Source organism: Haloferax sp. YSSS75, from assembly GCF_046764215.1.
GTDB lineage: Archaea > Halobacteriota > Halobacteria > Halobacteriales > Haloferacaceae > Haloferax.
Map to the genome: position 1 here is coordinate 270671 of NZ_CP177206.1, position 11901 is coordinate 282571.

Sequence of the window (11901 nt, forward strand, 5' to 3'; positions counted from 1 at the left end):
AACTCAGGCAGATTGGGGTTAAATCTTCCTATTTTTTCTACGTTGGATTACATAAATATAAACCCGAGACACGGTAACTACCGTTTCCTACAGAAATGGCCGGTCGCTGTCGGCAGTGGTGAGGTGGTCGCCGGGACGGAAACTCACTTGCCTACGCCCCGTAAAGAGAGGGTATGAGCACGACACAGGCGTCCGAGGAGACGCTCGCCGACGTGGTGATGGTCGACTACGGCCTCGGCAACCTCCGGAGTGCCATGCGCGGACTCGAACGCGCGGGTGCGAACGTCGTCATCTCCGACGACCCAGCGGACTTCGAAGATGCAGACGGTATCGTCCTCCCCGGTGTTGGGGCGTTCTCCGAGGGAATGGAGAACGCGGGACCGTTCCGCGAACCGCTCGCGGAAGCTGCCGACGCCGGCACGCCGATATTCGGTATCTGTCTCGGGATGCAGATGTTACTCACCTCCTCGGAGGAAGCAGACCACGCGGGCGAAGGCGAAGTCGAGGGGCTGGACTTCATCCCCGGACGAAACGTCCGCTTCGCCGAAGGACAGAAGGTCCCGCACATGGGCTGGAACGAACTGAACGTCCAGCGTGACCACCCGCTCGTCGAGGGTGTCGATGGCGAGTACGCCTACTTCGTCCACTCGTACTACGCCGACCCGGACGACGACGAGGCCATCGTCGCGACGACTGACTACGGCGTCGAGTTCCCTGCCGTCGTCGCCAACGAGGAAGGCACCGTCTTCGGGACGCAGTTCCACCCCGAGAAGTCCGGCGAAACCGGACTGACGATTCTCCGGAACTTCGTCGAGTTCTGCGCGGACAGATAGGTCGAATCTGCCTCCCCCGACGCTCTTTTGTCGTCCGTGCGTGAAGGGGGCGGTATGCAGGCAGTCACGCTCGGCCCGGCGGGCACCTACTCACATCGTGCCGCCCGCGCCGTCGCCGACGACGTCGCCTTCAGAGAATCGGTCACGTCTATCGTCGATGCAGTCGCCGACGGGTCGTTCGAACGAGGCGTCGTCCCCATCGAGAACAGTATCGAGGGAAGCGTCTCCGAGAGTCTTGACGCCGTGGCGAACTCCGACGTGAGCGTCGTCCAAGAGATAGTGACGCCGATTCGCCACGCCCTGTTGGCACAGAGCGACGAGTTCGACGTCGTCGCGAGCCATTCGCAGGCGCTCGCCCAGTGTCGAACCTATCTCGAAGAGAACTATCCAGACGTGGCGCTCGAAGCGGTAGCCAGCACCGCTCGCGGCGTCGAACGCGCCCGGAAGGACGCGTCTGTTGCCGGGATTGGCCACCCGGACAACGCTGGAGATGACCTGAAAATCATCGCCGAAGACATCCAGGACCGGTCGTCGAACGCGACGCGCTTCCTCGTCGTCGCACCCGAGTCCGCCCGGTCCGACGCCGGCGGGAAGACGTCGCTCGTCGTCTACCCGAACGCCAACTACCCCGGACTTCTCCTCGAACTGCTCGAAGCGTTCGCCGAACGCGACATCAACCTCTCGCGTATCGAGTCGCGTCCGAGTGGCAATCGCCTCGGCGACTACCTCTTCCACATCGACGCCGACGCGGGACTCTACGAAGAACGCATGCAGGGCGCGCTCGACGACGTGGAGGGAATCGCCCGAAACGGGTGGGTTCGCGTCCTCGGGTCGTACGACACGCGACACGTCCTGTACTGATACCGGCGGACAGACTGTTTCTGTCTGATTCGTTCGACGCCTCGAAGGCGACGAGGAGTTCGGTGTTTCACCGCACGGAAGGCAACGTCGTCTCGTGTTCATCGAAGAGTACGTCTCGGGGAACGTGACGGCCGTCCGGTGACGTTCGTGTGAGAATAGCCACATGATTCTTTGAGATGCGCGTCGAAAGTTCTGGTGTATGCAACGAAATCCATTCGACGAGATAGAAGACCTGTTCGACCGGATGGGGCGGTCCTTCGAAGACTCGGGACTCACCCGTTTTCAGGACATCTCCCTCGACTTGGTCGACGCGGACGACAGTATCGAAGTGGTTGCCGACCTACCCGGATTCGAGAAAGACGACCTGGAAGTGAGCGTGCGCGGGCGGCAACTCTCCATCTCCGCCGACCGTTCGGAGTCGACAGACGTCGACGAGGAGAACTACATCCGACGCGAGCGAACGCAGCGGTCTGTCTCGCGGACGGTGACCCTCCCGGCCGAAGTGAAGCGTGACGAAGTGACTGCCCAGTACCGAAACGGCGTCCTCACCATCACGCTCCCGAAGATGGAACCCGACGCCGAAGACTCCAGCAGCATCGACATCGAATGAGTCGACACACACGTCGGCGCTGTGCGGCACTGACCCAGAGACCACCTTTTTGACCGAAGATATCGCACCCTACGCGTCGAATGGCACTTCGACTTCGAGTTCGACCAGAAACCCCTCCTGGGCGAGTCCTTGTGGACCGAGAATCGTCAGACACGGGTACGGTTCGTCGGTGAACACCTCGTGCCACACTTCGAAGAACCCGTCTCTGTGTTCGTGAGGGTCGACGATGTGTGCGGTCACCTTCGCCACGTCGGCCAGCGACTGCTCGACGCTCGAAAGCAACGTGTCGACGTTCTCGAACGCCTGTCGCGTCTGCGATTCGATGTCGTCGCCCGCGAGCGTGAACGTCTCGTCCCACCCCACTTGTCCCGACATGTAGAACGTGCCGTTCGCGACGACTGCCTGACTGTACCCGATGCTCGTCGCGTCGACGAGGCCGTCGGGGTTCACCGCTTGTCTGTCCATGCTATGTCACCGACACGAGGCGAGATAAGCGGCCGTGGTGAGTGGGACAACGAACCGAAGCCAGGCGCGTCGAATCTCGGGGCGATTCGACCGAATTCCTGCTCTCTGGGGTGTGTGGCGTGCTAATTGCTACTCCAGTTCCAGAAACGATTATCTCCTCAGACGGCGTCCTTATCTCTCGGTGAATTACCGATGATGCGACGCACGAATCCATTCGACGACATCGAAGAACTGTTCGACCGACTCTCCCGACAATTCGACGAGATGGGCCACCAGTTCGACCGCTCGGGCATGATGCCCACGACTCGCCTGCACGACATGGCCGTCGATATCTCCGACTACGACAACAAACTCGTGCTCTCCGCTGACCTCCCCGGATACGAAAAGGAGGACATCTCCCTCTCTATCGCCAACCGAACCCTGACCATCGAGGCGAAGCGTGAGATGACCGAAGAACGCGAGGAGGGCGAGTACCTCCGCCGCGAACGTCGCCAACAGTCTGCCCGCCGCACCCTCCGACTCCCCGAAGCGGTGGACGAAGAGAACGCGACGGCGTCGTACCACAACGGCGTCCTCACCATCGAACTCCCCAAGGTGGACGTCGAACCCGACGACTCCCACCGCATCGACATCGACTGAGTCGAGCGGGGCACGCCGACCATCATTCGTCGGGACGCACGAATTCGATTTTCTCTCCATCCTCCTACCGCCCTCCCGGCGCCGACGCTCTGTGATTCGGTGCCAATATTTGCCGCAATCAGACAGAGTGGGAAGTCGAGTATAGGAGTTATTTTAGGCCGGCGTGCCACTACCACGGATATGGACTACGACCCGCAGGAACTCGAAGCGCGTTGGCGGGAGCGCTGGTCCGAGTCTGGCCGATACGAGGCCGACCCGGACGCAGACGCCGACGACGCGACGTTCGTCACAGTTCCGTATCCGTATCCGAGTGGTGGGATGCACATCGGGCACGCACGCACCTACACGGTTCCGGACGTGTACGCCCGCTACCGACGCCAGCAGGGCGACAACGTCCTGTTCCCCATCGCCTGGCACGTCACCGGCACGCCGATTATCGGCGCCGTCGAGCGACTGAAGAAGGGCGAAGAGAAGCAACTGTCCGTCCTCAAAGACACCTACAACGTCTCCGAAGAGACGCTTTCGGACCTGGAGACGCCGATGGGGTGGGCACACTACTTCATCGAGGAACACTACAAGAAGGGGATGCAGTCGCTCGGGCTCTCCGTGGACTGGCGGCGCGAGTTCACGACGAACGACGAGCGCTACTCGAAGTTCATCGAGTGGCAGTACCGGACGCTCCGCGAACGCGGGCGACTGGAGAAGGGCCTCCACCCCGTCAAGTTCTGTACGAACGAAGAGCAACCGGTCACGACACACGACCTGCTGGAGGGCGAAGAAGCGGAGTTCCAGGAGTACACGCTGGTCCGCTTCGGGTGGGAACGCGACGGCGAGTCCGTCGTCGTCCCGATGGCGACGCTGCGCCCCGAGACGGTCCACGGCGTGACGAACGCCTACATCGACCCTGAAGCGACCTACGTCGTCGCCAACGTCGAAGGCGAGACGTGGTTCGTCTCCGAGTACGCCGCCGCGAAACTGGAATATCAGGCACACGACGTCGAGATTCTGGAGACCGTCGACGGCTCCGAACTGGTCGGCCAGTTCGTCGAAAATCCCGTCACTGGCGACGAAGTTCCCGTCCTGCCGGCAGGGTTCGTCGACGCCGACAACGCGACTGGCGTCGTCATGTCCGTCCCGGCACACAGCCCCGACGACTACGTGGCACTACAGGAGGCCAAAGCCGACACCGCATACCTCGAATCGTTCGGTATCGACCCCGACGTCGTGGCCGACATCGAGCCGATTCCAATCCTCGATATCGACTCCGAGGACGACGAGTACGGCGAGATTCCCGCGAAGTCCGCGGTGGAAAACCGTGGCATCGAGTCGTCGGACGACCCGGCACTGGAGAAGGCGACGAAGGACCTCTACAACAAGGAGTTCCACGCCGGCCGACTCAAGGAGTTCTACGGCGACTACGCCGGCAAAATCGTCGAGACGGTTCGTGACGACTTCAAAGCCGACGGCGTCGCTGCCGGCCAGTTCGACGTGATGCAGGAGTTCTCCGAGGAAGTCGTCTGCCGCTGTGGTGGCGACGTCGTCGTCGCCGAACAGGACACGTGGTTCCTGTCGTACGACGACGAAGACTGGAAACAGATTGCCCACGACGTGGCCGACGGACTCGACGCCATCCCGGACAACACCCGCGACGAGTACCACCACACCATCGACTGGCTGAACGGGTGGCCGTGTATCCGTAACTACGGCCTCGGCACGCGCCTGCCGTGGGACGACCAGTTCGTCATCGAGCCATTGTCGGACTCGACTATCTACATGGCGTACTACACCATCGCCCACCGTCTGCAGGACATCCCGACCGAGGAACTCACGCAGGACTTCTTCGACACGCTGTTCTACGGCCCCGAAGCGGCCGACGAGGCGGACGAACGCGCCCTCGAACTGCGCGAAGAGTGGGACTACTGGTACCCCGTCGACTACCGGTTCTCCGCGAACGACCTCATCACGAACCACCTGACGTTCTACCAGTTCCACCACGGCGAACTGTTCGACCAAGCACAGTGGCCACAGGGAATCGTCATCATGGGCATGGGCCTGCTCGAAGGCGAGAAGATGTCGTCGTCGAAGGGCCACGTCGTCCTCCCCGGCGAGGCAATCAGCGAGTACGGTGCCGACACCGTCCGGTTCTTCCTGCTCAACTCGGCTGAACCGTGGCAGGACTACGACTGGCGCGACGACCTGGTCGGGTCTGTCCACAGCCAGTTGGAACGCTTCTGGAACCGTGCACAGGAGATTATCGCAGACCCCGGCCCGGAAACCCAACCCGAACTGGAGACCATCGACCGATGGCTCCTGTCCAAACTGCAGGACACCGTCCGCGACGTGACCGAGGCGATGGACGAGTCCGAGACGCGCTCGGCCAGTCAGGCCGCCTTCTACAACTTCGAAGAGGACCTGCGCTGGTACCGCCGCCGGACGGACCTCGACCGGCCCGCCGCGAAGTGGACGCTCCGGACGGTTCTGGAGACGCGTCTGCGACTGCTCGCCCCGTTCGTCCCGTTCATGACGAACGAACTCCACGAGCAGTTGACCGGCACGCCCGCCGAAGACGCGCCGTGGCCGGAACCGGACACCGAGTTCGACGACGAGACGGTCGAACTCGAAGAACAGCAGGTCGAACGCCTGACCGAAGACATTCGTGACATCATCGACGTGACCGACTCGGACCCCGAGACGCTCCGCGTCTACGTCGCCGCCGACTGGAAGCGCGACGTGTTCGAGACGGTGGTCGACCAGGGCGACAACGTCGGTGCCATCATGGGACAGGTCATGCAGGACCCAGACCTCCGCGAGAAGGGCAACGACGTCAACGACCTGGTTCAGGACCTCGTGAGTCAGACGCGGGGGCAGGACGAGTCGGTACTGCGTGCGAAACTCGCCCTCGACGAAGCGGCGACCTACGAACGTGCCGCCGACTTCCTCGCTCGTGAGTTCGACGCCGACGTCGAGGTGTACGCCGAAGACGACGCGGACATCAGAGACCCCGCAGACCGTGCGTCGAAGGCGATTCCGTTCCGGCCCGCGGTCCACCTCGAATAACTGCGGTACACTCTACTCCCGTTTTTTCTTCTGATACTCTGACGAGCGACCGCTCTACCGTCGGTGTATGTCGCTCACGAACGCCATATCTGGCCACTATCCTCGACAGCCCCTAGATTTACATGTTCATTAGTGATAATTAGGGCATGCTCTGTCAGTCGTGTGGCGCTGAGATGTACCGGACCGACGACGAGACGTGGACAGACCTCGAAGACAGGCGACGCTACGAGTGTCGTGAGTGCGGCGAAGTCGTCGAACGGGCCAAGTACCGCCACCGGTGAGTTCGCCGGTCATCTTATCCTTTCGGCGAACGTACAGGAATACATGAGCGAAGAGGAATCCCTGTCACTCCCGGAGAAGGCCTACCGAACCGTCACGCCGCGGACGGGCATGCGGCCCGACATGGAGATGGACTCCATCGGGTGGGTGATATTCCTCATCCTCGTGATGCTTCTCGTCCCGCTCTTGCCGTTCATCGCCATCGTCTACGTGGTGTCGAAGGTGTTCGAGTACCTCGCTAGCCAGCGAGGAACCGGTGAGTAACTGAACGGGGAGAAAACTCGGAGAGACTCGGCTCTTCGTGCCGCGTTACTCGTCGGCGAGGCCGAGTAAGTCGAACGCGTAGCCGTTGTCGTTCTCGATAGCGTGTTCGTAGGCGACGTGAGCGGCCGCGACGTCCTGAATCGCGAGCCCAGTCGAGTCGAAGACGGTGATGCCGTCCGCGTCGGTCCGACCATCTCTCTCGCCGACGACGATTTCGCCGATGTCGCCGTAGATGTCGTCGTCACCGAGGACGCCCTCGTGGTACGGGACGTTGATTTCACCCGAGTGAGTCGTCTGGGAGTGGTCGTCGATGACGAGTTTGGCGGCGAGGAGAATCTCGTCGTCGAGTTCGTGCTTCCCTTCGGCGTCGGCACCCATCGCGTTGATGTGGGTGTGTTCGCCGACGGCGTCGAAGGGGACGATGGGGCTTTCGACGGGCGTCACCGTCGAGAGAACGTCGCACTGGGCGGCCTCTTCGATGGACCCCGCGCGGATGTCGAACTCGTCCTCGAAGGCGTCGATGAAGTCGGCGACGCGCTCTTCGTCGAGGTCAGAGATGACGACTTCCTCGATGTCGCGGACTTCGCTGATTGCGCGGAGTTGCGTGTACGACTGGACGCCGGCACCGATGATACCCATCGAGGAGGCGTCTTCGACGGCGAGGTAGTCGGTGGCGACGGCGGCGGCAGCACCGGTCCGAAGCATCGTCAGTTCCGTCCCGTCGAGCAGTGCGAGGGGGAACGCGTTCTCGGGGTCGGAGTAAATCATCGTTCCCATGACCGTCGGCAGGCCGAACTTGTCGCCGTTGTCGGGGTGGACGTTGACCCACTTGATGCCTGCTGCGTCCCAGTCGCCGGCGTCGAGATAGGCGGGCATCGACCGGAAGTCACCGTTGTACTGCGGCAGGTCGATGTAGGACTTTGGCGGCATCTGCGCGTCGCCCGTCTCGTAGGCGGCGAAGGCGTCTTCGATGGCCGAGATGAGTTCCGGCATCCGGACGTTCTCGTGGACGTCGTCTTTGTTCAGTAGCAGCGTCGTGGGCATAGTGACACATTCCCGCACCCCCTACTTAGTTTGTTCTATTTCTGAATACAACTCCAACTCTCTTACAGAATATGAGAGATAGGTCCAAAAATAACGCGAACCGAACTCCGATATCGCTCCCGAACCGCTGGAAAACCACTCGACAGAACCGACTACCCGATAGAATAACCGTGATAGTTCACCGACTTCGACGGCCGATTGCGCGGCGGGCTTCCGTCAGTCCGTCGTCACGTTCCGGACCGAAAAGAGTCGGTCGTCTGAGAGGACAGACTGCACACGCCGGTGCCAACTCTCGCCGAACGCCGCCCGTTCGTCGTCGGTGGCCATTCCTTCGAGAATCGACTGGAGGTTTCCGAGCGCCGGTCCGCCGCCGGGAATCCCTCCGACGTGGTACCTCACTTCGACGGTTTCGCCGGTATCGGTTCGGCGGAGACGGAACGTCGGGTCCGCACTCTCGGCGTCGAACCCGTCGTACGTCAGCAGGTTCTTTCGGCCGCCGTATCCACCGCCGAGGCCACCGAATCCATCGACGCCGGCGGCACCCGTGATGTACGACAGCAGGCGGGTCGTGACGCCGTACGTCGGGTCGTCTTCGGGGCCGGCGGCGACGACTTCGACGTCACTTCTGACCGGTCGTTCGTCGTCGTACAGTGTGTCGAGGCCGACCTGTGCGATGCGGAAAGCACCCGCCGCCGTCGGACAAGAGTGTCCGGCAGCTTTCACGACGTCTTCGTAGGTGACGACGAACGGTTCGCCGGGTTCGAGGACGCAGAGGGCCTCTGCAACCGGGTCCCGGATGTAGATTGGGTCGGCGTCGTACGTGACGTCCCAGTTGGTCTCTGTGCTGTTCGTCTCGGTCGGATTCGTGTTGGTGTTCGTCGTCATGTGTCTGGTCTCTGTGGGTGGGTTGGTTGGTTGGTTCACTGGCGGAGGAGTCGCATCCCGTTGAGTATCACCGCGAGGACGCTCGCTTCGTGGACGAGCATCCCGGCGGCGAGGTGGACGTAACTCGTCAGGACGCCGGCGAGTAAGAACACCACCGTGACGATGGCGATGCCGACGTTCTCGTAGACGTTCCACCGGGTCGCTTTGCTCAGGGAGATAGCCTCGGCAATCTGTCGCAGGTCGTCTGCCATCAACGCCATGTCGGCCGTCTCTATCGCCGTGTCGGTGCCGGCGGCACCCATCGCGATGCCGACGTCGGCGGTGGCCAACGACGGTGCGTCGTTGATGCCGTCACCGACCATCGCGACGACGTGGCCGCGTTCGCGGTACTCGGTGATGGCCCGTTGCTTGTCTTCGGGCAACAGCGCTGCCCGGACGTCGTCGATGCCGACTTCCTCGGCGACTGCGCGGGCAGCACGCTCGTTGTCGCCGGTGAGCATTACGGTCTGGATACCGGCGTCGTGCAAGCGTTCGACGACTTCCGGTGCGGCCTCCCGAAGTTCGTCACGCACGGCGATGACACCGACGACGGCCCCGTCGAGGGCGACGTGAACTGCCGTCTCACCCCGGTCCTCTCGGGTTCGGGCGTACTCGGCCGCGGCGTCGGGAATCGAGATGTCTCGGTCGTCGAGGAGTCGGCGGTTCCCGACGACGATTTCGCGTCCGTCGTGGTGGGCGACGACGCCCGACCCGGGGACGACGTCGAACTCGTCGGGTTCGGGAATCGACGTGTCTGTCATCGCCCCCGACACACCGCCGTCGGCGGCGAGCGTCCCGGTGTCGTCGGCACTCTCCACGGCGGCGAGGATGGCCGCCGCGAGGTGGTGTTCGCTTCGTTTCTCGGCAGTCGCGGCGTAGCGGAGGACCGAGGCGGGTTCGTGGCCGAAGCCTTCGACGGCGGCGACAGTCGTCTCACCGGTAGTGAGCGTCCCCGTCTTGTCGAACGCGACGAGGTCAATCTTCCCGGCACGCTCGAGGTGCTCGCCTCCCTTCATGAGGACACCGTTGCGGGCGGCAGTTCCGATGGCGCTGACGATACTGACGGGCGGGCCGATGACGAGCGCACCGGGACAGCCGATGACGAGCAACGTCAACGAGAGCATCGCGTCACGCGTCACCGCGAAGGCGACGAGCGACAGCGCGACGATAGCCGGCGTGTAGTACGTCGCGAACCGGTCGATGAGACTCTCCGTTGGCGACTGGGCCTCCTGTGCTTCTTCGACGCGACGGATGATGCGCTGGAGCGTCGTATCGGAGCCTGCACCCGTCGTCCGAACCTCGAACGCCCCCTCCTGATTGATGGTTCCGGCGTAGACTTCGTCGCCGGGCGACTTGTGGACGGGTGCGCTCTCGCCGGTGACGGGCGCTTGGTCGACGGCACTCTCGCCGTCGACGACGTCACCGTCGACGGGAATCTTCTCGCCGGGCTTGACGACGACGATTTCGCCGACTTCGACGTCGCGGGCAGGGATTTCGACGTGCTCGCCGTCTCTGACGACGACGGCGGTGTCGGGCGTCATCTCGAGGAGCTCTTCCAGTGCGCTCCTCGTCTTCCGCATCGTCCGGCTTTCGAGGTAGCTTCCGAGACTGAAGAGGAAGACGACTGCCGCCGCCTCCCAGTACGCCCCGATTGCGATTGCGCCGACTGCCGCCAGCGTCACCAGCGTCTTGATGCCGAGCGTCAGACTCCGGAGTTCGTAGTAGGCGATTTTGGCGATGTCGAACCCGCCGACGACTGCCGCCACGACGAGGACGACTGCGCTCGCAGTGTCGAACGGGGTGACGTACCCGAGGGTCCACCCACCGGCGTAGAGGAGTCCACTCGTGGCCGTCGTGAGCGCCTTCCTGTGCCGCCGGTAGAACTGTCGAATGGAACTCACGTCAGAGTTCACCGGGGACGGGGGGTGTAGCCCTGCTTCTCGATTACGGACTCCACGTCCGTGACTGTCGCGACGCCGGGGTCGTACTCGACTTCGACACGCCCCGTGGTGTAGTGAACCTCGACGCGTTCGACGCCGCCCGTTCGTTTCAACGAGCGTTCGACGTTACTCGCACACGTCGGACAGTCGAAATCGCGAACACGGAACTGGATTGTTTCGGTCATCAGTGTCTCCACCTAGGCGGAAGCGACCCACCCTCAAATATATTATTTAAATGATATGTTTGAGTATCGGGACGGGTCGTCTCACCACTCAAACGACCCGTCTAGGTGGTCTGTGTGTTCGACCGGTCAGACCCAAAGATATACGCGACCAAACCCTACGTCTGACAGATGGGAGAGTTCACAGTCGACGTTCAGTTGACGGACATCGCGGTTCGAGATACGAACGTCTCTACCGCACTCGAGGAACCGTTCCGGGCGATGATTCTCGATATGCTGGCCGACAGCGCGATGACCGTCGGGGAGATTCACGAGGAACTCGAACGACGTGGGTTCGAACGCACGGAGAACACGATACGGCACCACGTGAACGAACTCCGCGACGTCGGACTCGTCGATATCGCACGCCTCGAAGAGCGCCGCGGTGCGACGGCGAAGTACTATCGGGCCAACACCATCGTCCTCTCGTACGCGGTTCCAGAGGCCCACGACGCGGCCATCGACGCGATGGCGGCGAACGTCGAACCGCAGGTTGCCGACGTCGTCTCACACCTCCAGTCAGAGTTCGGCGACGAGTTGGCAGACATCGCCTCGGAGATGAGCCCGTGTGAGCACTGCCAGACACAGAAGTACGAGACGTATCTGCTGTTGACCGTCCTCCGTCGGGCGTTCGTCCGCGCCCGGACGCGTCCGGAGAAGACGGACGAACCTGCCGAGTGACGAGCACACTGTCGGCTTGCTCTGGGAAGTAACAGACGGACTATCGGCTACGCGCTTCGGTCGTCGGCCGAAAAAGAATCGGT

General features: G+C 62.4%; 12 protein-coding genes. 7 read left to right on the top strand and 5 right to left on the bottom strand.

What is annotated here, in order from left to right:
* The first annotated feature begins 173 nt into the window (after positions 1-173).
* The 3 genes from hisH (at position 174) to hsp14 (ending at position 2304) form a co-directional block, all read left to right on the top strand.
* Positions 174-833: an imidazole glycerol phosphate synthase subunit HisH gene (hisH, locus tag ACK3R5_RS01500; protein ID WP_411965311.1), complete on the top strand. Its 660-nt coding sequence runs from the start codon at positions 174-176 to the stop codon at positions 831-833.
* 54 nt (positions 834-887) lie between these two features.
* Entirely contained in the window at positions 888-1694 is an 807-nt protein-coding gene (gene pheA / locus ACK3R5_RS01505) for a prephenate dehydratase (RefSeq protein ID WP_411965312.1), read from the top strand.
* A 199-nt stretch (positions 1695-1893) separates the two neighbouring features.
* The gene (gene hsp14 / locus ACK3R5_RS01510) at positions 1894-2304 is read left to right on the top strand and encodes an archaeal heat shock protein Hsp14 (RefSeq protein ID WP_411965313.1); all 411 of its coding nucleotides are present in this window, start codon (positions 1894-1896) and stop codon (positions 2302-2304) included.
* 69 nt (positions 2305-2373) lie between these two features.
* Here the strand turns inward: hsp14 and ACK3R5_RS01515 are convergent, their stop codons facing one another.
* Entirely contained in the window at positions 2374-2769 is a 396-nt protein-coding gene (locus tag ACK3R5_RS01515; protein WP_411967827.1) for a RidA family protein, read from the bottom strand.
* A gap of 192 nt (positions 2770-2961) precedes the next feature.
* Between ACK3R5_RS01515 and ACK3R5_RS01520 the strand changes: the two genes are divergently transcribed.
* The 3 genes from ACK3R5_RS01520 (at position 2962) to ACK3R5_RS01530 (ending at position 7008) form a co-directional block, all read left to right on the top strand.
* Positions 2962-3408 carry an Hsp20/alpha crystallin family protein gene (locus ACK3R5_RS01520; RefSeq protein WP_411967828.1) on the top strand — a complete coding sequence of 149 codons (447 nt, stop codon included), beginning with the start codon at positions 2962-2964 and terminating at the stop codon, positions 3406-3408.
* A gap of 180 nt (positions 3409-3588) precedes the next feature.
* Positions 3589-6465, top strand: coding sequence for a leucine--tRNA ligase (leuS, locus tag ACK3R5_RS01525; RefSeq protein ID WP_411967829.1), 2877 nt, complete (start codon positions 3589-3591; stop codon positions 6463-6465).
* Between the two features lie 324 nt (positions 6466-6789).
* Positions 6790-7008 (top strand): hypothetical protein, encoded by a 219-nt coding sequence (locus ACK3R5_RS01530; protein ID WP_411965318.1) that lies wholly within the window; start codon positions 6790-6792, stop codon positions 7006-7008.
* Between the two features lie 45 nt (positions 7009-7053).
* On the opposite strand, the gene ACK3R5_RS01535 is transcribed toward ACK3R5_RS01530, so the two are convergent.
* From ACK3R5_RS01535 to ACK3R5_RS01550, 4 genes are all read right to left on the bottom strand, one after another.
* The gene (locus tag ACK3R5_RS01535; RefSeq protein WP_411965319.1) at positions 7054-8052 is read right to left on the bottom strand and encodes an ornithine cyclodeaminase family protein; all 999 of its coding nucleotides are present in this window, start codon (positions 8050-8052) and stop codon (positions 7054-7056) included.
* Positions 8053-8268: 216 nt separating this feature from the next.
* On the bottom strand, positions 8269-8937 hold the full coding sequence (locus ACK3R5_RS01540) for a hypothetical protein (RefSeq protein WP_411967830.1): 669 nt from the start codon (positions 8935-8937) through the stop codon (positions 8269-8271).
* 35 nt (positions 8938-8972) lie between these two features.
* Positions 8973-10877 carry a heavy metal translocating P-type ATPase gene (locus tag ACK3R5_RS01545; protein WP_411967831.1) on the bottom strand — a complete coding sequence of 635 codons (1905 nt, stop codon included), beginning with the start codon at positions 10875-10877 and terminating at the stop codon, positions 8973-8975.
* Positions 10878-10885: 8 nt separating this feature from the next.
* Positions 10886-11101 (bottom strand): heavy-metal-associated domain-containing protein, encoded by a 216-nt coding sequence (locus ACK3R5_RS01550; RefSeq protein ID WP_411967832.1) that lies wholly within the window; start codon positions 11099-11101, stop codon positions 10886-10888.
* Between the two features lie 168 nt (positions 11102-11269).
* Between ACK3R5_RS01550 and ACK3R5_RS01555 the strand changes: the two genes are divergently transcribed.
* Positions 11270-11818 (top strand): winged helix-turn-helix domain-containing protein, encoded by a 549-nt coding sequence (locus ACK3R5_RS01555; RefSeq protein WP_411967834.1) that lies wholly within the window; start codon positions 11270-11272, stop codon positions 11816-11818.
* Positions 11819-11901: the final 83 nt, after the last annotated feature.

What these genes read in the sequence shown, in the direction of transcription:
- hisH (WP_411965311.1), top strand. Translation starts at nt 174, where the DNA reads ATGAGCACGACACAGGCGTCCGAGGAGACGCTCGCCGACGTGGTGATG.
- pheA (WP_411965312.1), top strand. Translation starts at nt 888, where the DNA reads ATGCAGGCAGTCACGCTCGGCCCGGCGGGCACCTACTCACATCGTGCC.
- hsp14 (WP_411965313.1), top strand. Translation starts at nt 1,894, where the DNA reads ATGCAACGAAATCCATTCGACGAGATAGAAGACCTGTTCGACCGGATG.
- ACK3R5_RS01515 (WP_411967827.1), bottom strand. Translation starts at nt 2,769, where the DNA reads ATGGACAGACAAGCGGTGAACCCCGACGGCCTCGTCGACGCGACGAGC.
- ACK3R5_RS01520 (WP_411967828.1), top strand. Translation starts at nt 2,962, where the DNA reads ATGATGCGACGCACGAATCCATTCGACGACATCGAAGAACTGTTCGAC.
- leuS (WP_411967829.1), top strand. Translation starts at nt 3,589, where the DNA reads ATGGACTACGACCCGCAGGAACTCGAAGCGCGTTGGCGGGAGCGCTGG.
- ACK3R5_RS01530 (WP_411965318.1), top strand. Translation starts at nt 6,790, where the DNA reads ATGAGCGAAGAGGAATCCCTGTCACTCCCGGAGAAGGCCTACCGAACC.
- ACK3R5_RS01535 (WP_411965319.1), bottom strand. Translation starts at nt 8,052, where the DNA reads ATGCCCACGACGCTGCTACTGAACAAAGACGACGTCCACGAGAACGTC.
- ACK3R5_RS01540 (WP_411967830.1), bottom strand. Translation starts at nt 8,937, where the DNA reads ATGACGACGAACACCAACACGAATCCGACCGAGACGAACAGCACAGAG.
- ACK3R5_RS01550 (WP_411967832.1), bottom strand. Translation starts at nt 11,101, where the DNA reads ATGACCGAAACAATCCAGTTCCGTGTTCGCGATTTCGACTGTCCGACG.
- ACK3R5_RS01555 (WP_411967834.1), top strand. Translation starts at nt 11,270, where the DNA reads ATGGGAGAGTTCACAGTCGACGTTCAGTTGACGGACATCGCGGTTCGA.